The organism is Roseovarius nanhaiticus, from assembly GCF_900156535.1.
GTDB classification, from domain to species: domain Bacteria; phylum Pseudomonadota; class Alphaproteobacteria; order Rhodobacterales; family Rhodobacteraceae; genus Roseovarius; species Roseovarius nanhaiticus.
Genome location: NZ_FTNV01000001.1, coordinates 151608 through 178562, shown reverse-complemented (window position 1 = coordinate 178562; position 26955 = coordinate 151608). Strand labels below are relative to the sequence as shown.

Genomic DNA, 26955 nt, shown 5'->3' with positions numbered 1-26955 from the left:
GCAGCGGCGGCTGGAAAGTCATCAAGCGCGCGCGTCTTTGGGCGAGCCCATCACGACATAGGATGTGATCGCGTTCACTTGCGGCAGCACGCCGATCACATCCGTATGAAAGGTCTTGTAGCTGGGGAGGTCCGCCACCTCGATTCTCAGCAGGTATTCGACCGAGCCGGTGATGTTGTGGCATTCTACCACCTCCGGCGCGGCGGTCATCGCACGCTCGAACGCTTCTTGGCTGGCCTTGGTGTGGCTGTTGAGGCCGACGGTGGCGTAGGCGACAAAGCCGACGCCCATCCGGCTGCGGTCCAGCACGGCACGATAGCCTGCGATGATCCCCCGCCGCTCCAGATCCTGCACGCGGCGCAGGCAGGCGCTGGGCGACAGGCCACAGCGGTCGGCCAGCGTGATGTTGCTGATCCGGCCATCGCGCGACAGCTCTTGCAATATGCGGGTGTTGATCTGGTCCATTACGCCGGATAATTGCGTATTACCCGTCACGGCACAAGAGAACGCAATTTCATTGCGGCTCTATCTGCATAATGTTGCGCCTTATGACACTCGATATCTTCATGGCGCTGGTCGCCTTCTGCTTTGTCGGGGTGATCACTCCCGGCCCGAATAACCTGATGCTGATGGCGTCGGGCGCCAATTTCGGCTTTCGCCGAACGGTGCCGCATATGTTTGGCATCGGGATCGGCATGCCGGTGCTGACGCTTCTGGTGGGCATAGGTGTCATCCGCATCTTCGAAGCGTTCCCCGTTGTTCAGACCGTCCTGACCGTTATCAGTGTTTGCTATCTGTTGTTCCTTGCCTGGAAGATCGCCAATGCCGCCCCGCCCCCTCAGGCGGGCGCCGAGGCCGCGGGCAAGCCGCTGACTTTTCTGCAGGCGGCCGCCTTTCAATGGGTGAACCCCAAGGCGTGGTTCATGGCGCTTTCGGCCATCACGCTCTACGCCGGCGGGCGTGAGCCGACCGCGATCCTGTGGGTTGCGGGCGCCTATTGCGCGGTGTCGTCCATCAGCACGACAAGCTGGACCGCGCTGGGTCAGCAGATGCGCCGCTTTCTCGGCACACCGGGCCGGCTCAGGACGTTCAACTGGACTATGGCCGCGCTGCTGGTGGCCACGCTTATCCCGGTTCTGATGCCCCAGTAAGGCCAAGCTGATTGCATTTCGCACCATCCCCAGCCATATAACGCTGGCATCAAGCGGAGCGGCGCAATGACCCAATATCTCGACTTTGAAAAACCCCTCGCCGAAATCGAAGGCAAGGCCGAAGAGCTGCGGGCGATGGCCCGCGCCGGTGAGGGCGTCGATGTCGAGGAAGAGGCTGCCGCGCTGGACAAGAAGGCCGCCAACATGCTGCGCGACCTTTACAAGGATCTGACGCCCTGGCGGAAATGCCAGGTCGCGCGCCACCCCGAGCGGCCGCATTGCCGCGATTACATCAAGGCGCTTTTCAGCGAATACACGCCGCTCGCGGGGGACCGCAATTTTGCCGACGACCACGCCGTCATGGGTGGCCTTGCGCGGCTGGATGACCGACCCGTCATGGTCATCGGCCATGAAAAAGGCAACGACACCAAATCGCGCATCGAGCGGAATTTCGGCATGGCCCGCCCCGAGGGCTATCGCAAGGCGATCCGCCTGATGGAGATGGCGCACAAGTTTGGCCTGCCGGTGATCACGCTGGTCGACACGCCCGGTGCCTATCCCGGCAAGGGCGCCGAAGAGCGCGGCCAGTCCGAGGCCATCGCCCGCGCGACCGAGAAATGCCTCCAGATCGGCGTGCCGCTGGTCAGCGTGGTGATCGGCGAGGGTGGATCGGGCGGGGCCGTCGCCTTTGCCAGCGCCAACCGTGTCGCCATGCTGGAACATTCGGTCTATTCGGTAATTTCGCCGGAAGGCTGCGCGTCGATCCTGTGGAAGGATTCCGAGAAGATGCGCGAAGCCGCCGAGGCGCTGCGCCTGACCGCGCAGGACCTGATCAAGCTTGGCGTCGCCGACCGCCTCATCGACGAGCCGATGGGCGGCGCGCACCGCAACCCCAAGACGGCGATGGACAATGTTCGCACCGCGCTGGGCGAGATGCTCAAAGAGCTGGATGGCAAGGATGCCAAGGCACTGGTCAAAGACCGCCGCGAGAAGTTCCTGAACATGGGCAGCAAGGGTCTGGCGGCCTAACCGACCAGCATTCTCAATCCCTGCGTTACATCCGATCTAACGGCCAGACGCAGCGCCGGCTCGTCCCCTGCCTTCAGCGCGCCTATGATAAGGCGGTGATAAGGTGGCGGCTCTTTCTGGCGAAGTTTTCCGTAGAGCTTGCGCATCGTTGGCCCCAGTTGCAGCCAGACCTGCTCGGCCATGGCCAGCATCGCGGGCGCCTGTGCACGCAGATAAAGCGTGCGGTGAAACTCCAGATTGCGGCGGATATAGGCGACCGCATCCTGCCGCGCGATATCCTCGGCGATTGCGCCGTTGATCGTGGTCAACCGGTCGATCAGCGCAATATGCGCGCGGGGCAGGGCACGGCTGGCCAGTTCGACCTCCAGCAGCGAGCGCAGCGCCGCCAATTCCTCGATCCGGTCATTGCTCAACTCCGGGGTCGAAACGCGTCCCGACTGACTGAGCGATAGCGCCCCTTCGGCGACAAGGCGTCGCAGTGCCTCGCGCGCCGGCGTCATCGAGACGTCGAATTCCTTGCCTATCCCGCGCAACGTCAACGCATGACCCGGCGGAATTTGTCCATGCATGATGCGGGTGCGCAGCCCGCGATAGACGCGATCATGGGCGGCTGGGACGGGATCTGGGCGCGGGTTCAAAAGCATGAATGACTTGTGATCACAAAGCGCGCCGCCGTCAATCAAAGCGATAGCGATGCAGGTCCGTGCCATGCTGGCGCAGCCAGCGGCGATGCGTGCCGTAATCGGGCATCAGATCCTCGACCAAGCCCCAGAACGCGGGCGAGTGATTCATCTGTTCCAGATGTGCCACCTCATGCGCCGCGACATAATCCAGCACTTCGGGCGGGGCCATGATCAACCGCCACGAATAGCTGAGCCCCGCACTGGACGAGCATGAGCCCCAGCGCGATCGCGTGTCGCGCAAGGTCAACCTGCCATAGGGGCGCCCGAGCGCGGCGGAATAGCGATCGGATGCGGTGGCCAACCTGTCGCGCGCCAAGGTCTTGAGCCACGCTTGCAGGCGCGCGGGCTGACCGCCGGGCACCAGGAGGGAATCGCCCTCGACGGTTACGCGTTTGCCCGTGCCGGTGGCTACTGCATAAAGCTGCCCCTCCACCGGAATACGCGCGCCGGGCATGACGGACACTTCGGGCGTGCGCGCCTCCAGATGTCCTTGCAGCCAGTCTTGCTTGGAGCGGGCAAAGTCCAGCGCCTCGCGTTCGGGCAAGCCTTTGGGCAATGTCAGGGTCACGCGCCCGTCCAGCGCCGACACGCGCAAGCTGATGCGCCGCGCACGGGCGGATCTGCGCAAGGTCAGCGCGATCGGGGGGTTGCCGGGAAGGATATGCTCGCCCATATGCCTGATATCGCTGCGGGTGCCTGTCTTAAAGGCTTTGACACCTTTGCACCGTTATGGCAGGTGGCGCAGACCGCATGCAAGGCACCATATTGGAAGGGACGCAACATGCCCAAGGAAGAATGGGGCGTCAAACGCCTGTGCCCGACAACGGGCCAGCGCTTTTACGACCTGAACAAGGATCCGATCGTCAGCCCCTACACGGGCGAGGTCGTCGAACTGAACACCGGCAAGAGCCGGTCGATCAAGGCCGACGCAGAGGATGCCGAGACCAAGAAGATGAAGGACGCCAACACCGACGATGACGCGGTGCTGGAGGATGATGACGACGATGTCGATGTCGATCTGGGCGATGACGTGCTCGAGGATGACGAAGACGACGATGATGTCTCGCTGGACGAGATCGCGGATGTCGCATCGGAAGACGACGATACCTGATACGGCGCACGCCGGGCTGGATTTTTCGCTTGATCCCGCCCGGCGCTTTGCCTAAGTCAGCACACGTGGCCTCAGGGCCGCTTCGGGGCCTTAGCTCAGCTGGGAGAGCGCCTGCATGGCATGCAGGAGGTCAGGGGTTCGATCCCCCTAGGCTCCACCAAATTCCCTTTTGTTGTTGTCGGATTGCGCAGACTCTTGTTGCGCGTCTGCATTCGAATGCGACTTCAAGACCGCGCAAGGCTGCATGACAGTATTGCCAAGTTGTTCGCCGCGCCCGATGGGTCATTTTCAGTCGTGAGACAACACTTCGCAATCTGCCAGGGCGTGCCGTTGGTTCGCACTGAATACTGTCGATCCTGAAGATTTTGTGGCTGCACAGGAAGTGAATGCTCTCCGTTATCCAGGCGGGCTCTGGCCTGTAGCTACCAATGCGCTGCCGCCTCGTGCTGTCACACCCTTTCGGATCTCTTCGCCCGTTTGGCCGACCCCATAGTTAAAATCTCGGCATGAGCCTGTTTTCTCCGACATGAGGAAAGGAACTTGGCAATCAAGCCCGCGGCATTGCACCTTCGGGCTTGCCATGGTCCACCCTGTCCTTCGGTAGGGCCGATAGCCGAGTATTGTCGCGCCGCGTTTTTCACGGAGGAACATCCGATGCCGCATGATCACGTCCATATCGACCCGGAAGCGGGTGATCGTCGCGTTTTTGCTGCAATTGCAGTCAATCTAGGGCTGACGATCGCGCAGATCGTGGGTGGGATCATCTCTGGCTCGCTCGCGCTGATTGCAGATGCCCTGCATAACTTTTCTGACGCGATCTCGCTGATCATTGCCTTCGCGGCCCGCAAGATCGCACGGCGGCCGAGAGACGCGAACATGACTTTCGGCTACGGCCGCGTCGAAGTGGTTGCCGCGCTGATCAACTACACGACGTTGATCCTGATCGGTCTCTACCTGCTCTACGAGGCTGCGATGCGCTTTGCCGATCCGCAAGCTGTCGACGGATGGCTGATTGTGATCATCGCGGGAATCGCATTGATCGTGGATGTGGCAACGGCACTGCTCACCTATACGATGTCCAAATCCAGTGTGAACATTCGCGCTGCCTTTTTGCATAACGTTGCGGATGCGCTCGGCTCGGTCGCCGTGATTGTCGCTGGGACGCTGATCATGCTCTATGATTGGCGGCTGATCGACCCCATCATCACGGTCATGATCGCAGGCTATATCCTGTGGCAATCTTTCCGGGAAATTGGACCGGTCATTCGCATCCTCATGCTTGGATCACCACCCGATATCGAGACGCGCGGCGTCCTTGACGCCGTGCACGGCGTTCCCGGCGTGACGGGCATCCACCACGCGCATTTTTGGCAAATGGACGAGCATCACGCGGCACTCGACGCACATATCGTGATCGAGGAGGGCCGCTGGAGCGAGGCGGACGCGATCAAGGAGCGGATCAAGACCGTCCTCTCCGATACGTTCGACATCGAGCACACCACCCTGGAGCTGGAATGCGCGCGCCATGCCTGCGATGCGCCTTCCGATTTCGGCGGGCGAGGCCATGAAGAGGTGGCGCCCTAAGGGTTGGCCTCGAAGCCATCCATAGCCTGCGGTGTAGTGAAACGGTTCGATCACGGCGTGCGTCGCTGACTTTACGCTCGCCATGGCGTGAGAGGGCGTCACGGACCCTTGGCGTTTGATGTCATCTCCACTGTTCGGGGGGCAGTTGCTAACGGTCCGGCCTCCCTGCGGATCTTTCGTCGCCCGCCCGTCTTTGGGCGCCGTCGCGGGTTGTGCGCCTTGTCCGGGCCGGCGCTTTGCAACGATCTGCGCGCACATCCGCTGTTATACCTGACTGTCGTGTCCTGACCCTCGCACCGTTGATTGCGCGTCCGCGCCGTCGCCTTGGTCGGCGGACCATGCGCCTGCCGCCTCGACAACCAACGGAGAGGCGGTTGGCAGGACGTTAAGATAGCTTTCGGTATCTTCGGCGGGCACTGCTGCGCGCCGTGTCATGCGGTAGGCGGCGTAGATCGCCAGGACCGCGAAGGTTCCGGCAAGGGTCAGCCAGAAGGCGAACGGATCCCACTGTTCCATCGCCCAGCCGGTCAGAAGTGGGCCGATGATGGCACCGATGCCGAAGGTCAACACAAGGCCGCCGGAGGCCGCCGGCATTTCCTCGGGTTCAAGAGTGTCGTTGGCGTACGCGAGGAGCAAGGCATAGAGCGGCGTGGTTATCCCCCCGCTGAGAAAGGCGGCGGTCATCAGCATCCAGTGGCCGTCCCCCACTGCCCAACCCAGCACGCAGAACCCAGAGGCCAGAACCGATCCAATCAGGATCAGGCCGCGGCGGTCCATCCGGTCCGACAGCCAGCCGATCGGATATTGCAGTACCAGCGCCCCCGCGAAGAGCATTGCGATGAATAGCACGACCTGGTCCGTGGTCAGGCCGATTTGCGTGCCAAAGACGGCGCCCATCCCCGATTGCGTTGCATAGACGCTGCCCAAGAGGAAAACACCGGTCGTGCCCAGTGGCGCGCGGCCAAAGAGTTTGCCCAACGGCATGCTGCGCGTGATCTCGGCTGCCGGCGCCGGGGTGATTGTCAGCAGAATTGGCCCGAACGAGATCGAGACCATGATGGATGCAGCGATGAACAGGCTCGCAGTCGCCGCATCGCCCAGCGTCAACAAGGCTTGCGCGGTGATGATGCCCAGGGTCTGCGCGATCATGTAAGCCGACAGGATCTTGCCGCGGTTTTCATTCGTCGCGGCATCGTTCAGCCAGCTTTCGGCGGTGACGTAGATGCCAGACATGCAAAATCCCACGAGCAAACGCAGCAGCGTCCAGGACCATGGTTCGGCCAGTAGGGTAAAGGCGATCAGCGCGGCCGACATGAAACTGCCCAGCGCAGCAAAGACGCGAACATGGCCGACCTTTCGGATCAGCAGCGGTGTCTGCCGCGCCCCAAGAAGAAAGCCCGCGAAATAGCCGGAGGTAACGACGGCCAGCTCGGCAGCCGAGAACGCTTCAATCTCGCCGCGGAGGCCAATGAGGGTGAAATGCATGCCGTTGCCCAGCATGATGAAAAAAATGCCAAGCATCAGCGCCCAGACATTGGAAAAGATGCTGCCCATGATCTTGATGCTCCCTTGGCGCCTAGTGTGCCGCTAACACAGAGGCAGAGCCGATATGCGCTGGAGAACGCCGTTCAGAATTTGTTTTGCGACCAGGCTGGGGACGAGGCGTATTGGAACCTTTCGCGATCATGCGGATTGTGCCTATCTTTCAGATGCATTTTGAAGAGGCGAATTCACCATGGGCGATCCGATCAAGGCAGCGTTTGGGCGCATCACCGACAGCGACCCGGCCGAGGTCAAACCGGAAGAGGCCCGAAACGGTGTCATTCATACTGTGTCCTTGGTGCTGACCAAGACGGCGGATGCGCTGATCGATCCTAAATTGGTCCTTTCGTGGCTGCTGACCGCGCTGGGCGCACCGGGCGCGATGATCGGCGCGCTGGTTCCGGTGCGCGAGGCGGGGGCTCTACTGCCGCAGCTCGCGTTGGCCCGCAAGGTCGAGACCAGCCCGCAGCGCAAGCGGTTCTGGGCGGTGGGCAGCGCTGTGCAGGGCCTTGCTGCCTTCGGCATCGCGGCGTCGGCCCTGCTGCTTGAGGGGGCTTGGGCGGGCGGCGCGATCGTGCTGTGCCTTGCCGTGCTGGCGGTTGCCCGGTCTGCCGCGTCGGTCAGTTACAAGGACGCACTGGCCCGCACTATTACCAAGCGGCGCCGGGGCGCGATCACGGGGTTGGCTGCATCGGTCGCGGCGGGCTCGGTCTTCTTGGTCGGCCTGGTCATGGCGGCCGGCCTTTTTGAGGTGGCGGTTCTGCCGCTGGCGGCCATCATCGCCGTCGCCGGCGGAGCGTTCCTGCTGGCCTCGGCCATTTTCATGCGTTTGAACGAACCCGAGGGCGATACCGAGCCCGAAGAGGACGACGGCACGCTCGCCGCACTGATCGAGCCGATTCGCAGCGATGCGCAGCTGCGCCTTTTCGTCGGATCGCGCGCGGCCCTTGCGGTCACGGCCCTGGCGCCGCCCTTCATCGTCATGCTGACGGCGGCGTCGGGGCGCGCGGCGTTGGACCAGCTGGGCCCGCTTGTCATGGCGTCGACAGCGGCGTCTGTCTTGGCCTCCTATGTCTGGGGGCGATTGTCGGACCATTCCAGCCGCCAAACGCTGATGGCGGCGGGCGCACTGGGCGCGTTTGTCTTTGCCTGCGTCGGGGCAGCTGGCTTGATCTGGGACGGTCTGGGCGGCGCTATCGGCGCGGCGGCGGCGATCTTTGCGGCGCAGATTGCGTATGAGGGTGTGCGCGCCGGGCGCAAATTGCACCTGACCGACATGGCCGAAGACGCGTTTCGAGCGCGTTATACCGCGCTGTCAAATACGCTGATCGGGATCGCCCTGCTGGCGGGCGGTCTATTCGGTCTTGCCGCCGAGACATTCGGACCCGCGCCGGTCCTTCTTCTCTTTGCGGTCATCGCGGCGCTGGGGTCCGTCTTGGCGACAGGACTGGACGAGGTGCAGCAGGACTAAGCGGCGGCGAAGGCGGCGCGTGTGGCGGCGATGAAGTGGTCCGCCTCCGCCTCGCTCAGGATCAGTGGCGGCCGGATTTTCAGGATATTCGCACCGGGGCCCGTCGCGCTGATCAGCACACCGTTGCGGCGCAGGTGGTTGACGACAAACCGCGCGCGGGCCGCATCCGGGCTGTCGTCCTCATTCATGCATTCCACGGCCAGAAACAGGCCCGCGCCCCGCACCTGGGCGATGTTCCGATGCCCGGACGCGATATCCTCAAGCCCTGCCTTGAGGTAGCCGCCGACGCGCCGCGCGTTCTCTTGCAGGCCCTCGGTTTCGATCACGTCCAGCACGGCCATGCCCGCGGCGGCGGCCACCGGGTTGCCGCCGAAGGTGTTGAAATACCGCGCCTTTTCCCCAAACTCGGCCACCAGGTGCGGCTGCATCGCCGTGCCCGAGACCGGAAAGCCGTTGCCCATCGGCTTGCCCATCGTCACCATATCCGGGACCAGCCCGTGCCGCTGAAAGCCCCACATCGCCTCGCCCGTGCGGGCGAAACCGGGCTGCACCTCGTCGGCAATGAAAAGACCGCCCTCGGCGCGGATCAGATCGACGGCCGGTTGCAGGAATCCTGCGGGATCGGGATAAAGACCATCGCTGGAAAATACCGTGTCCACGATGAACGCCGCAGGCTCGATCCCGTCGGCACGCATATCGACGATGGCACTGGCAAGGTCGGCGGCCAGTTTGGCGCCTTGCTCTTTTGGCGGAATGGTCAACGCATTGGGCGCGTCGATCAGGCGCACGCGCGGGCCGCGCGGCACGAAATCGCCCAAGGATGGCGACAGCTCGGACACGGCCTCGCTGAGGCCATGATAGGCGAGGCGGGTGACGATCACGCCCTGCCGCCGCGTGTAGCTGCGCGCGATGCGCAGCGCCAGATCGTTGGCCTCGGACCCCGTGCAGGTGAACATCACATGCCCCAGCGCATCCGGCATCGTGGACAGCAGACGCTCGGCATAGTCGACGACGCCATCGTGCAGATAACGGGTATGCGTGTTCAGAACGCCCAGCTGCGCGGAGATCGCCTGCACCACATGCGGGTGGCAATGGCCCATTGAGGCGACGTTGTTATAGGCGTCGAGATATTTCTTGCCGGCCTTGTCCCAGACCCACGCGCCCTCGCCGCGCACCAGATGCAGCGGCTCGTCGTAGAAAAGGCGATAGGCGGGGCCCAGCACCTTGCTGCGCCGGTCGATCAGGGCGCGGTCCTCCGGGTCCAGATGATCGGCGGCGGTTGCGTCGAAGGCGTTGACCATGCTCATCGGGTGGGCCTTTCCATGGCGGCAGCGCAGAGAATGTCCTGTGCGGCCGAAGTGCCGACGCGGTCCAGCGCGTCGAGGCCGTTCAGCGACACTTTGGTGTTGCGCAGGATGTAGTGGGCATTGGCCGGGTAGGCGCGGGCGCGCCGCTCGGCCACGATCAGCGTGGTGGCATAGCGCAGGCGCATGAGATCGGGCAGCAGCTCCAGTTCCTCCGGCTCCAGCGGCAGCACCGATGCATAACCCGATATGATCTGCGCGATTCGGTCCAGCGGTCGGTCGCCTTCGGTCACTTGATACGAACAGGCGACTGCCAAATCGCAGGCGATGGGGGTATGCACCATATCCCCGAAATCGATCAGCCCGACGGGCCGCGACGCGCTCTCGCCATCGACCAGCAGGTTGTGCGGATTGAAATCATTATGGACGACCTGCGCGCGCAATCCACTCAGCTGCGGCGCGATATGGCTGTCGAAGCGCGCGACAATCTCGGCCACCCGTGCGCGCATCGCCGCGTCGCCGATCACGTCCAGCATGGGGCGCAAGCGGTGCGCCTGTTTGATGTCCCATTGCAGGATATGCCCGGCAGCGGGGTGGAAGAAGCCGCGCAGTCCGCGCGTCACCCGCGCCATGAAGCTGCCGAGCGCGGGATAGAATTCCGGTGTGGGGCTGGCCCCTGCCAGTATCGTGCCGCTCAGAAAGCTCATGAGCCGCACGATATGCGGGTCGCCATTTGGGCCGGTGATGATTTCCGCGGACCTGCCCTTCACGCTGCGGCAGATGCGCTGGACAGGTAGGTCCGGATCGACATGCGCCAGATGAATGAGCGCGGCGGTCTGCATGTCCGTGACGCCGCGATCCTCGGCGGTGTTGGTGACTTTCAGCAAGGCTTCAGCGCCCGAGGCGAGGCGGATCCGGAAATTCGCGTCCTTTTCGGCACTAAGCGGCGTTATAGAGCCACTTATTCCATAAAGACCCCGCGCCAGATCGGCCGCCATGTCCAAAGTTATGGACGGCGCGTCCTGAGCGAGAAGATCGGCCATTTCCGGTAGCGGTTCAGGCCGAAGGACGAACTCGGGCAAGCCGCTCATCAGCCCTCCACCGCCTCGGTGCCGCACCATTCGGCGATGAAAAGCGCCATGGTGGTCGTGATCTTCTTGACCGACGACAGGCTGACACATTCGTCGATGCCGTGAATATTGCGCGATTTCGGCCCATAGCAGAGCGACGGGATCTGGTTGTAGAGCGCATAGACCCGGTTATCGAGATAGCCTGCCGTCATAAAGGATTCGAGCGGCGCACCGATGGCAGCCTCGTGTGCGCGGCCCAGAACCGTCTCGGCCTCGCTGCCTTCCTCCAGAACGTAACCCTCGGCGTAAAAGCCGTTGAAGACGACCTCGGGCGGGTTGTTGGCGAGGAAGGGATCGCTGTCGGCAAAACTCTTGACGCGGTCCGTGATCTGCTTGGCGGCCTCCTCGGCGCTAACGCCGGGATAGATGCCGATGCGGCAATCGACGTTGCACCATGACGGCACCGACGAGGCCCAGTCGCCGCCCTCGATCTTGCCGATATTGAGGTTGATCGGGTGCGCCTCCTCCTCGAAATGTGGGCGGCCCGTCTTGTCTTCGTTCCACTCTTCCTCGATCTCGCGCAGGGCGGCGACGATGCGGTAGGCGGCGTCGATGGCGTTGGCGCCCTCGCCCATCTCGCGCACGTGGACGGGCACGCCGCGCACCTGCACCTGGAACCAGAGCACGCCCAGATTGGCGCGCACCAGCATCTCCTCCTCGGGCTCGGGGATGAAGGCGGCATCGGCGGTGTAGCCCTGAAGGAAGGTCTGAAGCGCGCCGTTCCCTGTAGACTCCTCCTCGACAACGGATTGCACATAGACCGTCGCGGCGGGCTGGAGGCCGATGCTACGCAAGGCGTCGAGCGCAAAGAGGTTGGCGGCAGCGCCCGCCTTCATGTCGCCCGAGCCGCGGCCATACATCCAGTCGCCCTCGATCTTGCCCGAGAAAGGCGGATCCGACCACATGTCGTGCAGCCCCTCGGGCACCACGTCGAGATGCGATTGCAGGATCAGCGAGCGGCCCTTCTCCTCGCGCGGGCGGTGGATGCCGACCACGATGGGCGCGTCCGAATGCTCGTCCGAGAATTTCGAGCCGCCCGGATGCGCCTCGATCGCGGCACGGTCCATCTCGAAACGGTCCATCTTGTAGCCGCGCCCCTGCAATTCGCGGAAGAGCAGATCCTGAATGCTTTGCTCGTGCCCGCGCAGGGACGGGTTCTGCACCAGCTTCTGCGTGAAGGCGGTCTGGGCGTCAAAGCCATCCTCGACCGCCTTGATGATCCGGTTCCGCAGGTCTGCATCCAGTGTCATTGTCTCGTGCCTTTCAGGTTAGAGCATCGCTTCGATCAGGTAAGGGCCGGGCTCTTTCGCCGCGTCCTCGATGGCGCGCATGAGATCCGCCACGTCCTCGACCCGGCGGCCGGGCACGCCCATGCCCTTGGCCATCGCCACGAAATCGAGATGCGGGCGGTCGAGGTTGAGCATGTCGAGCGCGTCCTGACCCGGCTGGGCGCCGACATTGTGAAGCTCGGTCTTGAGGATCGCGTAGCTGCGATTGGCGAGGATGATCGTCGTCACGTTCGAGCCTTCGCGCGCCTGCGTCCAGAGGCCCTGAATGGTATACATGGCCGAGCCATCGGCCTGGAGCGTGATGACGGGCCGGTCGGGGCAGGCGATGGCCGCCCCCGCCGAAAGCGGGATGCCGATGCCGATAGAGCCGCCGGTGAGCGCGAGCCAGGTATTGGGCTTGGCCATGTCACCGGCCGGGAAGGTGGCGCCGCCGGATGATACGGCCTCGTCGATGACGATTGCGTCTTCTGGAAGCGCATTGGCCAGTGCGGCGCCTAGGTTTTCGAGCGTGATCGCGCCCGATTGTGGCCGCGCGGCGAGGGCCGGACTGACGCCTTTGCCGGGCGTCGCGCCGACGCGATCCGCCAGCGCGGCGACGGCGGCCTGCCCGTCGCCATCGACGCCGACGAGTGTCACCTGCGCGCAGTCTTCGGGCAGCAGCAGGCTCGGCTTGCCGGGATAGGCGAAGAAGGCCACGGGGGGCAGCGTTTCGATCAGGATCGCGCGGTCATAGGGCGCGAGGCAGGCAATGGCCTCGTTGATCGGGTACGGTATCTTGGGGATGGGCGCTCGGCCCTGTCCACGCTCGGTCCGGCGTGAGGAGGTGGGGGCGAGGATTGTCGCGCCGGTCTTCTCGCCGATGCCTTGCAGCAGCTTGAGCGTGGCCGGGTCTTCGAGCACCGAATTGCCGACGAGGATGGCGGTGTTGCCGCCGGGTTCCAGCATTTTGACCGCTTCATCCAGCTTGGTGTCATCAAGAGGCGCCGGCCCTTCGGAGTCCAGCTCGGGCGCCATCTGACCGCCCTCGTCCCAGCCGATATCGGCGGGCGCGACCAGTGTGGCGATCCGGCCGGGCTTGCCCTTGGCGACGCGCAGCGCCTCCATCGCGTCGCGCGCGAAGCTGCCGGCATCCTCGCCCGATTTCACCCAGTCGCTGAAGGGTGCGCAGGCCCCTTCGACATCCGCCGACAGCGGCGCGTCATATTTGCGGTGGCGCAGCGCATGATCACCGACGAGGTTGACCATCGGCACGCGCGCCTTCTTGGCGTTGTGCAGGTTCGCCGCCGCATTGGCGAAGCCGGGCGCGAGGTGCAGAAGCGTCACGGCAGGCTTGCGCGCCATGCGGGCATAGCCATCGGCGGCGCCGGTCACGACGCCCTCGAAGAGGCCCAGCACGCAATGCATCAGCTTGGTGCGGTCCAGTGCATCGACGAATTGCATCTCGGACGTGCCGGGATTGGCGAAACAGGTATCGACGCCTGCCGCGTGCAGGCTGCGCACGACGCTTTCGGCGCCATTCATCTCCTTGGGGGCCGCGCTCATGTCGTGGCCTCGCGGAAGGTGGTGATGAAGGCCTTGGCGTTGTCGGCCAGCGACGGCCCGAGATAGCCGCCCTCCTGCACCAGCACCGTGGGCAGGCCCATCGCGGCGAGGCGGCGGGCCATCTCGGCAAAGCCATCGGGATAGACCTGCACGGCGGCCAACGGATCGTCGGCGGCCATGTCGAAGCCCAGCGAGACGACAAGCGCCTCGGCGCCGAAATCCGTGATCGCGCCGATGCCCTTGTCGAGGGCGGCCAGCACGTCGTCCTGGCTCGCGCCCTGTTCGAGCAGGATGTTGAGCGACTTGCCTTCACCCTCGCCCTCGCCCGTCTCGTCCGCGTGGCCGAGAAAGAAGGTGGGGTAGGTCGTGGGATCGGGATGCAGCGAGCAAAAGAAGATATCGCCACGCTCATAAAGGATATCGAGCGAGCCGTTGCCGGTATGCACATCGACGTCGATCAGCGCGACCTTTCCGAATTTCGAGGTCAGTTGATTGGCCACGACGCAGGCGTTGTTGAAAAAGCAGAACCCGTTTGAACAATCTCGCATCGCGTGATGTCCGGGCGGACGGCAAAGCGCATAGGCGCTGCGCGCGCCTGCCAGCACATCCTCAGCTGCGGAAATCGCGGTCTGGGCGGACCAATAGACCGCCTCCCATGTGCCCTCGGTCAGCGGCGTCGAGGTGTCGGTCATCCACCAGCCGAGCTGGCCGTGGATATCCTTCGGCTCCTTGCCGCGGCGCACGCCGGGATGCATCGTCGGGATGGCCAGCGCCTCGGTGCCGGCGCTTTCGACGAAACGCTCGTAGGCGGTGGGCAGGAAATCGACATAGCCGGGATTGTGCACAGCGCGCACCGGGTCCAGCCCGTGATCGCCGGGTTTGGTGATCTCAAAGCCTTCGCCGATCAGCATGTCGCGCAGGATCTCGGCACGCTGGGGCTGCTCCTGATGCGGCATGGCAGCGCCGCGCCGGAAATAGGTCTTGGGCGCGTGGCGCAGCTGGCGTTCGTCAAAGAAGGCTTTCATCCGGGTGTCCTCAAACAAGTGTGCGCGGCTCCTGTGGGCCGGTATCGCCACAGTTGTGAGCCGGACGCGGCGCAGCGTCAATATGCGCCGGAGCATTGCAAGTTTCGTTTGCCGGTTCAATCGAATTGATGCATGATGCATCAAAATCAGGGATGCGGATGAAAGAGCTGAGCAAGGAATCGCTGGGGAGCGCCATCTATGACCGGATCAGTCAGGATCTGGTCCGTGGCAAGCTGCGTCCCAATCAGAAGGTGACAATTCGAAGCCTTGCCGAGGCGCTGGGTACCAGTTCGACGCCGGTGCGGGACGCGGTGCAAAGGCTCTTGCAGGACGAGGCGCTGGAGCAGCGCTCGATGCGCGACGTGCGCGTGCCGGTGCCGGCCTTGGCGCAGTATATCGAGATCGCCACCATCCGGTCCGAGCTGGAAGGACTGGCTGCCGCGCGCGCTGCCGAGATGGCCTCGGACAAGGACATTACCGCACTACTCCGCCTCATCGAGCGCAACGCGGAATCGATGGAGGCCGGGCGGTGGAACAAAGCCGCAGAGTACAATCAGCAGTTCCATTTTGCGCTTGTCGAGATCGCGCAGATGCCCGTCATGCTGGGTATTCTCGGGCGGCTTTGGCTGCGGATGGGCCCACTGATTGCTGGGTATTATGGCAGCGCCCAGATCAGCCCGCTGCAGCGGCATCGCGCCGTTGTTGCCGCATGTGAGGCGCGCGATCCGGCAGCCGCGGGCGCAGCGATGCGCGCAGACATAGAAGACGGGAAGGAGGGGATCACAGCGTATATAACGTCCTTCGAAACAGGCTGAAGACCTGTCCAAATTCATGGGTGGAATTCAACAGACCTTTCGATAAGCTACCCAGAAAATCAAAAACCAATCTCTCAACCAACAGGGGTGAAAACGAATGCTCAAACCAATGAAATTTACGGCAGCTGCCTTGGCACTGGCGCTGACCGGCGCTCTGGCCGGGCCGCTGGCTGCGCAAGACGGCGAGCCGCAGGCAGGCGGCACGCTGAACGTGGTGATCCAGCCCGAGCCGCCGGGACTGATGATCGGCCTCATTCAGAACGGCCCGACCCAGATGGTCGCGGGTGACATCTATGAAAGCCTGCTGCGCTACGATCACGAGTTGCAGCCCGAGGGCCAGTTGGCCGAGTCCTGGGACATTTCCGAGGACGGGCTGACCTACACGTTCAACCTGCGCAAGGGCGTCACCTTTCACGATGGCGAGCCGTTCACGTCCGAGGACGTGAAATTCTCGATCGACGTGTTCCTGCGTGAAACCCATGCGCGCCTGCGTGCGTCGCTGGTCCATGTGGACAGCATCGACACGCCCGACGATCACACCGTGGTCTTCAATCTGAAAAACCCGTTCGGCCCCTTCATCGGCCTCTTCGAGCCGGGCACGACCCCGATGATCCCCAAGCACATCTACGAGGGCACGGATTTCACGACCAATGAGGCGAACAATACGCCCATCGGGACCGGACCCTTCAAGTTCAATGAATGGGTCAAGGGCAGCTACATCCATCTGGTCAAGAACGAAGACTATTACATGGAGGGCAAGCCCTATCTCGATGAGGTCTATTACCATGTAATCCCCGACGCGGCCTCGCGCGCGGTGGCGTATGAGACCGGCAAGGTCGACGTGCTGCCCGGCGGCTCGATCGAGAATTTCGAGGTGCCGCGCATCCGCGACATGGAGAATACCTGCATCACCGACAAGGGCTGGGAATTCTTTGGCCCGCTGTCCTGGATGTGGGTCAACATGAACAACGCCCCGCTGGACGACGTGAAGGTCCGCAAGGCGATCATGCATGCGGTCGACCGCGAATTCGCCAAGTCGGCGCTGTGGAATGATCTGGGCAAGGTCGCGACAGGCCCGCTGTCGTCCTCGACACGGTTCTACGATGGCGACACTCCGGACATCTCCTACAACCCGGAAGAAGCCAAGAAACTGCTTGAGGAGTCGAGCTATAACGGCGAGACCATCCGCATCCTCGGCCTGCCCTACGGCGAGACGTGGACCCGCTGGGCCGAAGCGGTCAAGCAGAACCTGTCGGAGATCGGCATGAATGCCGAGCTGGTGCCTGCGGACGTGGCTGGCTGGAACCAGAAGATCAGCGATCGCGACTTCGACCTCGCGTTCACCTATCTCTACCAGTACGGCGATCCGGCCCTGGGCGTGTCGCGGACCTATCTTGGCAACAATGCCGAGCCTGGCTCGCCCTGGAACAACGTGGCAAACTACCAGAATCCTGAGACGGACAAGATGTTCAACGAGGCGGCCCTGATGGCCGACCCCGAAGAGCGCCGCGCTGCCTATAAGCAGATCCAGGATCAGATCGTCTCGGATGTGCCGAATATCTGGCTGCTCGAGCTGGGCTTTCCGACCATCTATCGCTGCGACGTCAAGAATCCAGTCAGCACAGCGCTGGGCGTAAATGACGGCTTCCGCGATGCGTGGATTGCGAAAGAGTAAGGGCAACCGCCCAATGGTCCGGGGCGCTGCGGCGTCCCGGATCCACCTAAAAACACGGCAAACAACAGGGCAGACAGTGTGACACGTTTCATCCTGGGCAGGCTGGTCAAGGCGGTTTTCATCCTGCTGGCCATCCTGATCTTCAATTTCTTCCTGATCCATGCCGCGCCGGGTGATCCCGCCGCCGTGATGGCCGGTGAGGCAGGCGCTGCCGACGAGAAATTTCTCGCCGATCTGCGTACGCGCTTTGGCCTCGATCAGCCGCTTTACGTTCAGCTCTGGATCTACCTTAAGGGTGCCGTCCAGCTGGACCTTGGATATTCCTTCCGCCAGCAGATGCCGGTGGCCGAGCTGATCGGCGATCGCCTGCCCGCGACTCTTTTGCTGACGGGCGTGGCCTTTGTGCTGTCGCTGGTGCTGGGCGTCATCGCCGGTGTCGCCGCCTCGGCCCGTCAGGGCAGCTGGGGCGACACAGTGATCTCGACCCTCGCGCTGCTCTTTTACGCGACGCCCCTCTTCTGGGTGGCGCTGATGGCGGCGCTGGTCTTTTCGGTCTGGCTGGGCTGGCTGCCGGGCTTCGGTTATTCGACCATCGGCGCGGGCTATACGGGCCTGGCGCATGTGCTGGACGTGGCCAAGCATCTGGTGCTGCCCGCGACGACGCTGGGCCTTTTCTTTATGGCGATCTACATGCGCATGACGCGGGCATCGATGCTGGAGGTCAGCCGCCTTGATTTCGTGAAAACCGCGCGGGCCAAGGGTCTGCGCCGTGGGCTGATCCAGCGCCGCCATATTCTGCGCAACGCACTGTTACCGGTCATCACGCTGGCGGGCCTTCAGGCAGGCCAGATTTTTGGTGGCGCGATCCTGACCGAGACGGTCTTTGCCTGGCCGGGCATCGGGCGCCTGATGTTCGAGGCGATCAATCAGCGCGATTACAACGTGATCCTTGGCGTCTTCTACATCTCGGCGGCGATGGTGCTGCTCTTCAACCTGATTACCGATGTCGTCTACGTCATCATCGACCCGCGCATAAGGCTGACGTCATGAGGGATTTCTGGAAACGCTTTTGCTATAACCGCGGCGCCGTGATTGGCCTCGTGATCCTGACACTCGTGGTGCTGGCCGCAATCCTCGCGCCCATCATGTTTCCGCAAAGCCCTTGGAAGATGGTGCAGCGTCCGTTTCTGCCGCCATTCACCCAGGATGGCTTGTTGCTGGGCACCGATGCGCTGGGGCGCAACGTGCTGTCGGGCCTCGCGCATGGGGCTTATGTCAGCCTGCTGGTCGGCCTTGTGTCGACCATCGTGGCGCTGGCTATCGGCGTTCCGGTGGGCGCGCTGGCGGGCTATTTCGCCGGGCGCACCGATGACGCGTTGATGCGGTTCACCGAGTTCTTTCAGACGATCCCTAGTTTCGCGCTGGCCATCGTTCTGCTGGCGATCTTTCAGCCCAGCCTGACCTTCGTGATCATCGCCATCGCCATCGTCTCGTGGCCTCCGGTCGCGCGCCTCGTGCGCGGCGAGGTGCTGAGCCTGCGCACACGTGAATTCGTCGAGGCTGCAACGCTGTCGGGCCTTGGCAATACGCAGATCATCCTGCGCCATGTGCTGCCCAACGCGCTGCCGCCCATCATCGTGCTGGCCTCGCTGATGGTCGCGCAGGCGATTTTGCTGGAAAGCTCGCTGTCCTTTCTGGGCCTCGGCGATCCCAACATCATGTCGTGGGGCTACATGATCGGGGCCGCGCGCACTGTCATCCGCACCGCATGGTGGCTGTCCTTCCTGCCCGGCATGGCGATCCTGCTGACCGTCTTGGCGCTGAACCTGATCGGCGAGGGCCTGAACGACGCGCTCAACCCGCGCCTGACGAGGAAATCTGAATGAGCCTGCTTCAAATCCGAGACCTCGCCATCGCGCTGCCCGAAGGGGCCGACCGAAAGTTCGCGGCCGAGGATATCAATTTCGACCTCGCGCCGGGCGAGATCCTCTGCATCGTGGGCGAGTCCGGCTCGGGCAAGTCGATGTCGGCGAATGCCGTCATGGGCCTTCTGCCGCAGGGCGTGAAGCCCGCAGGCGGCACGATCACCTTTGACGGGCGTGAGATTCTGGACCTGCCCGAAAAGGAGATGCTCAAGCTGCGCGGCGGACGCATTTCGATGATCTTTCAGGAGCCGCTGAGCGCGCTCAACCCGCTGATGCGAGTCGGCGCGCAGATTGCCGAAGTCTTTGAGGCCCACGGGGTGCTGCGCCCCGCCGAGCGGCAAAAGCGCGCGCTGGAACTCTTGGACGAGGTCGGCATCCCCGACCCCAACTCGGCCATTCGCGCCTATCCGTTTCAGCTGTCGGGCGGGCAGCGGCAGCGAGTGATGATCGCGATGGCGCTGGCGCTGGAGCCCGATATCCTGATCGCGGACGAGCCGACGACCGCCCTCGATGTGACGACACAGGCGCAGATCCTGGAGCTGATCGAGAACCTGCGGAAATCGCGCGGTATGGCGGTGATCTTTATCACGCATGATTTCGGTGTTGTGGCCGATATCGCCGACCGGGTGATCGTGATGCAGACCGGCAAGATCGTCGAGACCGGAACGGCGGATGAGGTTCTGCTGAAGCCCCAGCATCCTTATACTCGCGCGCTGATCGACGCGATCCCGCGCCTGACCCAGCGCGCCGAGGCGGCCGAGCAGACGCGCGACCCGATCCTCACGGTGGAGGGGTTGAACAAGACGTTCTCGACCGGCTCCGGCACGCTTTTCGGCAAGCGTCGGGTGGTGAAGGCCGTGCAGGATGTCAGCTTCCAGCTTTATGCAGGCGAGACGATCGGCATCGTGGGCGAGAGCGGATCGGGCAAATCGACGGTCGGGCGTTGCCTCGTGCGGCTGCTCGACCCCGATAGCGGGCGCGTGATGGTGGATGGCGCCGATATCGCGCATATGTCGGGCGCCGAGCTGCGGGATCAGCGGCGCAAGCTGCAGATGATCTTTCAGGACCCGTTTTCGTCTCTTAACCCTCGGGCGCGGGTCAGCCGCATCCTGACCGAAGGGCTGATTGCCTATGGCACGCCCAAGGCGCAGGCGATGGATCGCGCGCGTGAACTCTTGGAACTTGTGGGCCTCGACGGCTCTGCCATGAACCGTTTTCCGCACGAGTTTTCGGGCGGGCAGCGGCAGCGCATCGGCATCGCCCGCGCCCTCGCGCTGGACCCCAGGATCATCATCGCGGACGAGGCGGTATCCGCCCTCGACGTGTCGATCCAGGCGCAGGTGCTTGACCTTCTGGCGGATCTCAAGACGCGGCTGGACCTGTCTATGCTGTTCATCACGCATGACCTGCGCGTCGCGGCGCGTATCTGCGACCGGATCATCGTCATGCAGAAGGGCCGCATCGTCGAGGCGGGGCCGGCGGGCAAGGTGCTGCACAGCCCGGATACGGAGTACACGCAGTCCCTGCTGGATGCGATTCCGGGGCAGGAATACGAGCGCGCGCTGGAAAATGCCGAGTAAGCGCGTGACAGCCGGGATGTGGTGCACGGCGCCCGAGGGCGCAGCGTGAGTGTTGGCGCGCGGGTCTGCGCGACACTGATCGTCGGTTTTGCCCGTGCGATCACTGCAGTGCGCGGCATCTGGCAGGGTGCGGAGCCGGTTCCGCGCCAGCGCATCTACTTCGCCAACCACGCCAGCCACGGCGATTTCGTCCTGATCTGGACGGTGCTGCCCCGCGAGATGCGCGCGCGCACCCGGCCTGTCGCGGGGTCGGACTATTGGCTGGCCTCGCGTCTGCGCGCCTTCATCGGGCGCGAAGTGTTCCGCGCCGTTCTGATCGACCGCAACCCCGAGACACGGCAAGGCGATCCGGTGTCGCAGATGGGCGCGGCGCTGGAGGGCGGCGATAGCCTGATCCTCTTTCCCGAGGGCACGCGCAATACGGGCGAGGATGCCTTGCTGCCCTTCAAATCGGGTCTCTACCATTTGGCCCATGCCAACCCTGACGTGGATCTGGTGCCGGTCTGGATCGCCAATCTGAACCGCGTGATGCCCAAGGGCGCGCTGGTGCCCATTCCGCTGATCTGTACCGTCACCTTCGGCGCGCCCTTGCGCCTGAACGAAGGTGAGGACAAGGCGGATTTTCTGACCCGCACGCGCGGCGCGCTGCTGGCCCTGGCGCCCGAGGAGCGATGACATGAACAGCCAATTCACGATTCTGGCGCTTTGCGTTCTGACGGTTCTGGTCATCGCCAGCGTTGCGGGCCGCCTCGTGGCGCGCCGCGCGTCGCCGGACAACCTGACGGTTCAGAACCTCAACGCGCGTATCAATGCCTGGTGGGTCATGGCGGGTGTGATCGCGCTGGCCTTCACGCTGGGGCCGACTGGGGTGGTGGTGCTTTTCGCCCTCTGCTCCTTCGCGGCGCTGCGCGAATTTCTGACGCTGACCAACACGAAGGCGGCGGATCACTGGGCGCTGGCTGCCGCCGTGTTTGTCGTGCTGCCCCTGCAGTATCTGTCGGTCGGCATGGGCTGGTACGGGTTCTATTCCATCTTCATCCCGGTCTATGCCTTTCTCTTCATGCCGATCCTGTCGGCGCTGCGTGGGCAGACGGACAATTTCCTGATCCGCGTCTCCGAGGCGCAATGGGCGCTGATGATCGCTGTTTTCTGCGTCAGCCACGTGCCTGCGGTCCTTAGCCTCACCATTCCGGGCCATGAGGGCGAGGGCCTGTTCCTGATCTTCTTCCTGATCGTTGTCGTGCAGTTCAGCGACGTGATGCAATATGTCTGGGGCAAGCTTCTGGGACGCCGCAAGGTGGCACCCCGCCTGTCGCCGTCGAAAACGCTGGAGGGGCTGGTGGGCGGCGTGCTGAGCGCCAGCCTGCTTGGCGCGGCGCTTTTCTGGATCACGCCTTTCACACCCGTTCAGGCTTTCGCCATCTCGCTGGCCATCACGCTCATGGGCTTTTTCGGCGGGCTGGTCATGTCGGCGATCAAGCGTGACCGAGGCGTCAAGGATTGGGGCCATCTGATCGCCGGGCATGGCGGGTTCATCGACAGGCTGGATTCGGTGATCTTCTCGGCGCCCATCTTTTTCCACATCATCCGCTTCTGGTGGGATGTGCATTGAGCCTGCGCGCCCTCGCCGCCAGCACGCCCGTGCATGTCGCCTTCGGCTTTGCCGCGATGGGCGGCTGGGCCGTCTGGGTCAACGCCGGGCACGGGACGGGCGCGGCGCTGTTGGCGGGGCTGGTTCAGGGCAGCATTTCCGGCGCGCTGACCTTCGGGCTGAAAGGCTGTGTCGACTGGATGCGGCCGCGGATGCGCGGCCCGCTCGCCTATGTCCTGCCTGCGCTTATCGCGCTGATGGGATCCGCCACGCTCCTGATCCTGGCCCATGGAGTTACCGGCACGCCGCGGATCTGGGCCACGATCGCCGTGCCGCTGATTGTCTCCTCCAGCTATATCCTGACCTATAACATCCTGCGCCAGCGCGCCGCCGAAAGGACGCCCCATGCCTGACCCCGCCAACCGCCGCCCCCTCGGCAGCCGCGATACCGCCTGGGCGGCGCGCGTCACCCGTATCCTGGCCGCGCGCGGCGCCACGCCCAACGGCATCTCGCTCGCCAGCATGGTCTTTGCCGCCATCGCGGGCCTAGCCTTTGCGGCGCTTGCGGTGTTTCCGGAATGGGCCGCGCCGCTCTTGCTGATCGCCGCGCTCGGTTGCCAGATGCGCCTTCTGTGCAATCTCTTCGACGGGATGGTCGCAGTGGAGGCGGGGCGCGCGGCGCCCGATGGCCCCCTTTGGAATGAGTTTCCGGACCGCGTATCGGATATCGCGATCCTTTTCGGTGCGGGCATCGGCATCGGCCAGCCTGCGCTCGGCCTTGCCGCGGCCACTATGGCGGTGCTGACCGCCTACACCCGCGAGCTGGGCACCTCTGTCGGATTAGCGCCGGACTTCTGCGGCCCCATGGCCAAGCCGCACCGCATGGCGCTGATCACCGGCGCAGCCGTACTGGCGATATTCGAAACCCATGTGGTGCCCCAGGGTACTATGCTGACCGCCGCGCTGTGGCTGGTCACACTTGGCGCTGCCGCGACGTCGCTGCGCCGCGCATTTCGGATACGCCACGGCCTGCTGACCACACCCCCGAGAAAGAAGTAAAATGGTGCCCCCACACGGACTCGAACCGCGGACCTACTGATTACAAATCAGTTGCTCTACCAGCTGAGCTATAGGGGCGCCGGAGAGGCGTTTAGCAGGGGGGTGCGCACTTGGCAAGCGGCGTTGCGCAGATGTCAGGGTGTGATCAGCGTGATCCCGGGCAGGCGCCCAATTTCATAGACATCATCATCGTAAAGATCGCTCAGCTCGTCCACCAGTTCGTCGGTCCAGCCGGGCAGGTCCAGCTCTTCCTCTATGGCATCTTCTTGGGCGAACTTGTCGAGAAAGGCCGAAATGACGCGGCGTTTTTGCATCTCGGTCATGCCGGGATGCTGCTCGAGATAGCTCTCGAAGCGGGTCATGCCCGCCGGGCTCATGATTTCGCGCAAAAGGGCGTGTTCGCCATTCAGCGGCACACCCGGCTCGACTCCGGCCATTTCGCGCAGGATTTGGCCCCAGATCAGAGGCGTATCCTCGTTGCACCAGACGGTGATCGGAATATCGGGGATGGCGGCCCGCACGCGCTGAATCATGCCAGACCAGCGCATTTCGCGCGGGTCGGTGCCGCCCAGATAGGCAGCCAGCGTGTCGAACTTGGTCTGCGCCATAATCGCGGGCAGGAAGGTGGCCGGATTGCAGATGGCGAAGAACATCTCGATCTCGTCGCCGGCGAAAATCTCGCGGAAGATCTGCGTGCGGCCCGCGGCGGAGGTATAGAAATCCCCGCCCGAGGCCGCCATCTTGGGCGTGCCGAAAAAACCGGGGTTCGAGAGGATCAAACGCTCGGGCGGTGTGTCGAAGCCAAGCGCGTCCATCAGGACCTCGCGCGTATCCGGCGCCAGGCTGCCCTGCGCTCCGGCGTGTAGAACGTCGCGCAGAAGGCGGCGGTATTCCTTTGGGTAGGGCACCTGGGTCCCGCGCTCGGTCAGCACTTCCTGGTTTGCCGTGAGGCATTTCAGCAGGCGGTCTTCGTCGGTGATGTGGGCGCCTGCGTGAAGAACGAGCTGCATGGTGGGACGTGTCCGAACTTGGTTTGATGTGCCGCTGTTTGTATAGGCTGCATCGCAGCCCAGATAAACCGGTTTCGGCGCCGGGCCCTTTGGGCGGTTATAGGGTGCCTGCGGGTTGAATGGCGCGGGAAAAGTAACAAGTGTAGGGTCTGCCGCGCCCAAGGATATCCGCCCCATGCCCTACGCTCATTCCGACAGTCAGCCTGCCACCAACGCCCCGGTTCTGGCCAATCCCGCCCCTGATGTGCGGGAGCGGCTCAAACTGGAGGGCGGCAAGAAGTTCGAGATGGTCAGCGAATTTTCGCCCGCCGGCGATCAACCGACCGCCATTGCCGAGATCAGTCAGTCCGTTCTGGATGGCGACCGTGATCAGGTGCTGCTGGGCGCGACCGGTACGGGCAAAACCTACACCATGGCCAAGGTGATCGAGCAGACTCAGCGCCCTGCCATCATTCTTGCCCCGAACAAGACGCTGGCGGCCCAGCTATATGGCGAGTTCAAGGGATTTTTCCCGAACAACGCCGTCGAGTATTTTGTCAGTTACTATGATTACTATCAGCCCGAGGCCTATGTCGCGCGCTCTGATACCTTCATCGAGAAGGAGAGCCAGATCAACGAGCAGATCGACCGCATGCGCCACTCGGCCACGCGCGCGCTGCTCGAGCGGGACGATGTGATCATCGTCGCCTCGGTCAGCTGCATCTACGGCATCGGCTCGGTCGAGACTTATGGCGCGATGACGCAGGATCTGAAGGTTGGCACCGACTACGACCAGCGGCAGGTGATGGCCGATCTGGTCGCCCAGCAATACAAGCGCAACGATGCCGCGTTCCAGCGCGGCAGTTTCCGGGTGCGGGGCGACAGCCTCGAGATCTTTCCGGCCCACCTCGAGGACCGGGCCTGGCGGCTCAGCTTCTTCGGGAACGAGCTGGAGGCGATCACCGAGTTCGATCCGCTGACCGGTGAGAAGACCGGCACGTTCGACCAAATCCGCGTTTATGCCAACAGCCACTACGTCACGCCCAAACCGACGATGCAGCAGGCCATCATCGGCATCAAGAAGGAGCTGCGGATCAGGCTCGACCAGTTGGTCGGCGAGGGCAAGCTTTTGGAGGCGCAGCGGCTGGAGCAGCGGACCAAGTTCGATCTGGAAATGCTGGAGGCGACGGGCGTCTGCAACGGGATCGAGAACTATTCGCGCTATCTGACGGGCCGCGCCCCGGGCGAGCCGCCGCCCACGCTGTTCGAATTCATCCCTGACAATGCCATCGTCTTTGCGGACGAAAGCCATGTCAGCGTGCCGCAGATCGGCGCGATGTACAAAGGCGACTATCGCCGCAAATTCACCTTGGCCGAGCATGGATTCCGGCTGCCCAGTTGCATGGATAACCGCCCCCTCAAGTTCGAGGAGTGGGACGCGATGCGGCCGCAGTCGGTGTTTGTGTCGGCCACCCCGGCCAAGTGGGAGATCGAGCAGACCGGCGGCGTCTTTACCGAGCAGGTCATCCGTCCCACCGGCCTTCTGGATCCGATGGTGGAAATTCGCCCGGTCGAGACGCAGGTGGACGATTTGCTGGACGAGGTGCGCCGCGTGACTGCCGACGGCTATCGCACGCTGGTCACCACCCTGACCAAGCGCATGGCCGAGGATCTGACCGAATACATGCACGAGCAGGGCATCAAGGTGCGCTACATGCATTCGGACATCGACACGATCGAGCGGATCGAGATCCTGCGCGATCTGCGCCTTGGCGCGTTTGACGTGCTGATCGGCATCAACCTCTTGCGCGAGGGTCTGGATATTCCCGAATGCGGGCTGGTTGCGATTCTGGACGCCGACAAGGAGGGCTTCTTGCGCTCGGAGACGTCGCTGATCCAGACCATCGGGCGCGCTGCGCGGAACGAAAAGGGCCGCGTCATCATGTATGCCGACCGCATCACCGGCAGCATGGAGCGCGCGATGGGCGAGACGGACCGCCGCCGCGCCAAGCAGATCGCCTATAATGAGGAGCACGGCATCACCCCTGCGACGGTCAAGAAGAACGTCGAGGATATTTTGGCAGGTCTCTACAAAGGCGACGTGGACATGAATCGCGTGACCGCCAAGGTCGACAAGCCGATGCATGGCGGCAACCTTCAGACGCATCTCGATGGGTTGCGCACGGATATGCGCAAGGCCGCCGAAAACCTCGAATTCGAGGAGGCCGCGCGCCTGCGTGATGAGGTCAAGCGATTGGAGGCTGTCGATCTGGCCATCTCGGACGACCCGCTTGCGCGGCAATCGGCGGTCGAAGAAGCGGTCTCAGCCGGGTCCGCGACGCGCGGGCGCTCGACTGCGGGCAGGCCGGGTCAGCGTGGCGGGAACGTGAAGCGGCGCAAGAAATAGACGCGAAGCCGGGCAGGAACCCAATGCTCACGACTTCGTTATATCTCCAATCG

25 protein-coding genes and 2 tRNA genes are annotated in these 26955 nt (G+C 63.5%); 16 read left to right on the top strand and 11 right to left on the bottom strand.

Features of this window, described 5'->3' with window-relative positions:
- Positions 1-21: 21 nt before the first annotated feature.
- Positions 22-465: an Lrp/AsnC family transcriptional regulator gene (locus tag BW975_RS00875; protein WP_076530164.1), complete on the bottom strand. Its 444-nt coding sequence runs from the start codon at positions 463-465 to the stop codon at positions 22-24.
- A gap of 83 nt (positions 466-548) precedes the next feature.
- Between BW975_RS00875 and BW975_RS00870 the strand changes: the two genes are divergently transcribed.
- Both BW975_RS00870 and BW975_RS00865 read left to right on the top strand, forming a co-directional pair.
- The gene (locus BW975_RS00870) at positions 549-1151 is read left to right on the top strand and encodes a LysE family translocator (RefSeq protein WP_076533248.1); all 603 of its coding nucleotides are present in this window, start codon (positions 549-551) and stop codon (positions 1149-1151) included.
- Positions 1152-1217: 66 nt separating this feature from the next.
- Positions 1218-2180: an acetyl-CoA carboxylase carboxyltransferase subunit alpha gene (locus BW975_RS00865; RefSeq protein ID WP_076530163.1), complete on the top strand. Its 963-nt coding sequence runs from the start codon at positions 1218-1220 to the stop codon at positions 2178-2180.
- Here the strand turns inward: BW975_RS00865 and BW975_RS00860 are convergent.
- Together BW975_RS00860 and BW975_RS00855 are read right to left on the bottom strand one after the other, a co-directional pair.
- Positions 2177-2824 carry a GntR family transcriptional regulator gene (locus BW975_RS00860; RefSeq protein WP_076533247.1) on the bottom strand — a complete coding sequence of 216 codons (648 nt, stop codon included), beginning with the start codon at positions 2822-2824 and terminating at the stop codon, positions 2177-2179. The two genes, BW975_RS00865 and BW975_RS00860, sit on opposite strands and share 4 nt — an antisense overlap.
- A 31-nt stretch (positions 2825-2855) precedes the next feature.
- A complete protein-coding gene (locus tag BW975_RS00855) occupies positions 2856-3536 on the bottom strand; it encodes a M48 family metallopeptidase (protein ID WP_076530161.1) in 681 nt (226 codons plus the stop codon).
- Between the two features lie 108 nt (positions 3537-3644).
- On the opposite strand from BW975_RS00855, the gene BW975_RS00850 reads away from it, so the two are divergent.
- The 3 genes from BW975_RS00850 to BW975_RS00840 all read left to right on the top strand — a co-directional run bounded on the left by BW975_RS00850 (position 3645) and on the right by BW975_RS00840 (position 5558).
- Positions 3645-3974 carry a TIGR02300 family protein gene (locus BW975_RS00850; protein WP_076533245.1) on the top strand — a complete coding sequence of 110 codons (330 nt, stop codon included), beginning with the start codon at positions 3645-3647 and terminating at the stop codon, positions 3972-3974.
- A gap of 84 nt (positions 3975-4058) precedes the next feature.
- Positions 4059-4134 (top strand) — tRNA-Ala (locus BW975_RS00845).
- Between the two features lie 494 nt (positions 4135-4628).
- The gene (locus BW975_RS00840) at positions 4629-5558 is read left to right on the top strand and encodes a cation diffusion facilitator family transporter (RefSeq protein ID WP_076530159.1); all 930 of its coding nucleotides are present in this window, start codon (positions 4629-4631) and stop codon (positions 5556-5558) included.
- Positions 5559-5822: 264 nt separating this feature from the next.
- Here the strand turns inward: BW975_RS00840 and BW975_RS00835 are convergent, their stop codons facing one another.
- Entirely contained in the window at positions 5823-7112 is a 1290-nt protein-coding gene (locus tag BW975_RS00835; RefSeq protein WP_076530157.1) for an MFS transporter, read from the bottom strand.
- A gap of 181 nt (positions 7113-7293) precedes the next feature.
- Between BW975_RS00835 and BW975_RS00830 the strand changes: the two genes are divergently transcribed.
- A complete protein-coding gene (locus tag BW975_RS00830; protein ID WP_076530156.1) occupies positions 7294-8571 on the top strand; it encodes an MFS transporter in 1278 nt (425 codons plus the stop codon).
- Here the strand turns inward: BW975_RS00830 and BW975_RS00825 are convergent.
- Genes BW975_RS00825 through BW975_RS00805 form a run of 5 tightly spaced genes read right to left on the bottom strand, consistent with a single transcriptional unit; the run spans position 8568 to position 14879 of the window.
- Positions 8568-9878, bottom strand: a complete 1311-nt coding sequence (locus BW975_RS00825; protein ID WP_076530154.1) for an aspartate aminotransferase family protein — start codon at positions 9876-9878, stop codon at positions 8568-8570. The two genes, BW975_RS00830 and BW975_RS00825, sit on opposite strands and share 4 nt — an antisense overlap.
- A complete protein-coding gene (locus BW975_RS00820) occupies positions 9875-10966 on the bottom strand; it encodes a phosphotransferase (protein WP_076530152.1) in 1092 nt (363 codons plus the stop codon). Before BW975_RS00820 ends, BW975_RS00825 begins: the two co-directional genes overlap by 4 nt.
- Positions 10966-12255: an ArgE/DapE family deacylase gene (locus BW975_RS00815; protein ID WP_076530150.1), complete on the bottom strand. Its 1290-nt coding sequence runs from the start codon at positions 12253-12255 to the stop codon at positions 10966-10968. Before BW975_RS00815 ends, BW975_RS00820 begins: the two co-directional genes overlap by 1 nt.
- 18 nt (positions 12256-12273) lie before the next feature.
- Positions 12274-13836 carry an acetolactate synthase large subunit gene (locus tag BW975_RS00810; protein WP_076530148.1) on the bottom strand — a complete coding sequence of 521 codons (1563 nt, stop codon included), beginning with the start codon at positions 13834-13836 and terminating at the stop codon, positions 12274-12276.
- On the bottom strand, positions 13833-14879 hold the full coding sequence (locus BW975_RS00805) for a histone deacetylase family protein (RefSeq protein WP_244512549.1): 1047 nt from the start codon (positions 14877-14879) through the stop codon (positions 13833-13835). The genes BW975_RS00810 and BW975_RS00805 overlap by 4 nt, the downstream gene beginning before the upstream one ends.
- A 140-nt stretch (positions 14880-15019) precedes the next feature.
- On the opposite strand from BW975_RS00805, the gene BW975_RS00800 reads away from it, so the two are divergent.
- From BW975_RS00800 to BW975_RS00760, 9 genes are all read left to right on the top strand, one after another.
- Positions 15020-15676: a GntR family transcriptional regulator gene (locus BW975_RS00800; protein WP_244512550.1), complete on the top strand. Its 657-nt coding sequence runs from the start codon at positions 15020-15022 to the stop codon at positions 15674-15676.
- A gap of 109 nt (positions 15677-15785) precedes the next feature.
- Positions 15786-17351, top strand: coding sequence for an ABC transporter substrate-binding protein (locus BW975_RS00795; RefSeq protein WP_244512551.1), 1566 nt, complete (start codon positions 15786-15788; stop codon positions 17349-17351).
- 78 nt (positions 17352-17429) lie between these two features.
- On the top strand, positions 17430-18401 hold the full coding sequence (locus BW975_RS00790) for an ABC transporter permease (protein WP_076530142.1): 972 nt from the start codon (positions 17430-17432) through the stop codon (positions 18399-18401).
- Positions 18398-19237 carry an ABC transporter permease gene (locus BW975_RS00785; protein WP_076530140.1) on the top strand — a complete coding sequence of 280 codons (840 nt, stop codon included), beginning with the start codon at positions 18398-18400 and terminating at the stop codon, positions 19235-19237. Before BW975_RS00790 ends, BW975_RS00785 begins: the two co-directional genes overlap by 4 nt.
- On the top strand, positions 19234-20856 hold the full coding sequence (locus BW975_RS00780; RefSeq protein ID WP_076530138.1) for an ABC transporter ATP-binding protein: 1623 nt from the start codon (positions 19234-19236) through the stop codon (positions 20854-20856). The genes BW975_RS00785 and BW975_RS00780 overlap by 4 nt, the downstream gene beginning before the upstream one ends.
- Positions 20857-20901: 45 nt before the next feature.
- Positions 20902-21531 (top strand): lysophospholipid acyltransferase family protein, encoded by a 630-nt coding sequence (locus tag BW975_RS00775; protein WP_076530136.1) that lies wholly within the window; start codon positions 20902-20904, stop codon positions 21529-21531.
- A 1-nt stretch (position 21532) separates the two neighbouring features.
- On the top strand, positions 21533-22468 hold the full coding sequence (locus BW975_RS00770; protein WP_076530134.1) for a phosphatidate cytidylyltransferase: 936 nt from the start codon (positions 21533-21535) through the stop codon (positions 22466-22468).
- Positions 22465-22860, top strand: a complete 396-nt coding sequence (locus BW975_RS00765) for a hypothetical protein (protein WP_076530132.1) — start codon at positions 22465-22467, stop codon at positions 22858-22860. The genes BW975_RS00770 and BW975_RS00765 overlap by 4 nt, the downstream gene beginning before the upstream one ends.
- Positions 22853-23506, top strand: coding sequence for a CDP-alcohol phosphatidyltransferase family protein (locus BW975_RS00760; protein WP_076530130.1), 654 nt, complete (start codon positions 22853-22855; stop codon positions 23504-23506). Before BW975_RS00765 ends, BW975_RS00760 begins: the two co-directional genes overlap by 8 nt.
- A gap of 2 nt (positions 23507-23508) precedes the next feature.
- On the opposite strand, the gene BW975_RS00755 is transcribed toward BW975_RS00760, so the two are convergent.
- A tRNA-Thr gene (locus BW975_RS00755) sits at positions 23509-23584 on the bottom strand.
- A 56-nt stretch (positions 23585-23640) separates the two neighbouring features.
- Positions 23641-24516 carry a hypothetical protein gene (locus BW975_RS00750; RefSeq protein WP_076533240.1) on the bottom strand — a complete coding sequence of 292 codons (876 nt, stop codon included), beginning with the start codon at positions 24514-24516 and terminating at the stop codon, positions 23641-23643.
- Positions 24517-24691: 175 nt separating this feature from the next.
- On the opposite strand from BW975_RS00750, the gene uvrB reads away from it, so the two are divergent.
- Positions 24692-26902 (top strand): excinuclease ABC subunit UvrB, encoded by a 2211-nt coding sequence (uvrB, locus tag BW975_RS00745; protein ID WP_076530128.1) that lies wholly within the window; start codon positions 24692-24694, stop codon positions 26900-26902.
- Positions 26903-26955: the final 53 nt, after the last annotated feature.

Coding starts and splice junctions, on each gene's coding strand:
- BW975_RS00835 (WP_076530157.1), bottom strand. CDS start 7,112: ATGGGCAGCATCTTTTCCAATGTCTGGGCGCTGATGCTTGGCATTTTT.
- BW975_RS00825 (WP_076530154.1), bottom strand. CDS start 9,878: ATGAGCATGGTCAACGCCTTCGACGCAACCGCCGCCGATCATCTGGAC.
- BW975_RS00800 (WP_244512550.1), top strand. CDS start 15,020: ATGAAAGAGCTGAGCAAGGAATCGCTGGGGAGCGCCATCTATGACCGG.
- BW975_RS00870 (WP_076533248.1), top strand. CDS start 549: ATGACACTCGATATCTTCATGGCGCTGGTCGCCTTCTGCTTTGTCGGG.
- BW975_RS00820 (WP_076530152.1), bottom strand. CDS start 10,966: ATGAGCGGCTTGCCCGAGTTCGTCCTTCGGCCTGAACCGCTACCGGAA.
- BW975_RS00860 (WP_076533247.1), bottom strand. CDS start 2,824: ATGCTTTTGAACCCGCGCCCAGATCCCGTCCCAGCCGCCCATGATCGC.
- BW975_RS00875 (WP_076530164.1), bottom strand. CDS start 465: ATGGACCAGATCAACACCCGCATATTGCAAGAGCTGTCGCGCGATGGC.
- BW975_RS00840 (WP_076530159.1), top strand. CDS start 4,629: ATGCCGCATGATCACGTCCATATCGACCCGGAAGCGGGTGATCGTCGC.
- BW975_RS00780 (WP_076530138.1), top strand. CDS start 19,234: ATGAGCCTGCTTCAAATCCGAGACCTCGCCATCGCGCTGCCCGAAGGG.
- BW975_RS00830 (WP_076530156.1), top strand. CDS start 7,294: ATGGGCGATCCGATCAAGGCAGCGTTTGGGCGCATCACCGACAGCGAC.
- BW975_RS00850 (WP_076533245.1), top strand. CDS start 3,645: ATGCCCAAGGAAGAATGGGGCGTCAAACGCCTGTGCCCGACAACGGGC.
- uvrB (WP_076530128.1), top strand. CDS start 24,692: ATGCCCTACGCTCATTCCGACAGTCAGCCTGCCACCAACGCCCCGGTT.
- BW975_RS00750 (WP_076533240.1), bottom strand. CDS start 24,516: ATGCAGCTCGTTCTTCACGCAGGCGCCCACATCACCGACGAAGACCGC.
- BW975_RS00760 (WP_076530130.1), top strand. CDS start 22,853: ATGCCTGACCCCGCCAACCGCCGCCCCCTCGGCAGCCGCGATACCGCC.
- BW975_RS00865 (WP_076530163.1), top strand. CDS start 1,218: ATGACCCAATATCTCGACTTTGAAAAACCCCTCGCCGAAATCGAAGGC.
- BW975_RS00815 (WP_076530150.1), bottom strand. CDS start 12,255: ATGACACTGGATGCAGACCTGCGGAACCGGATCATCAAGGCGGTCGAG.
- BW975_RS00795 (WP_244512551.1), top strand. CDS start 15,786: ATGAAATTTACGGCAGCTGCCTTGGCACTGGCGCTGACCGGCGCTCTG.
- BW975_RS00810 (WP_076530148.1), bottom strand. CDS start 13,836: ATGAGCGCGGCCCCCAAGGAGATGAATGGCGCCGAAAGCGTCGTGCGC.
- BW975_RS00855 (WP_076530161.1), bottom strand. CDS start 3,536: ATGGGCGAGCATATCCTTCCCGGCAACCCCCCGATCGCGCTGACCTTG.
- BW975_RS00785 (WP_076530140.1), top strand. CDS start 18,398: ATGAGGGATTTCTGGAAACGCTTTTGCTATAACCGCGGCGCCGTGATT.
- BW975_RS00770 (WP_076530134.1), top strand. CDS start 21,533: ATGAACAGCCAATTCACGATTCTGGCGCTTTGCGTTCTGACGGTTCTG.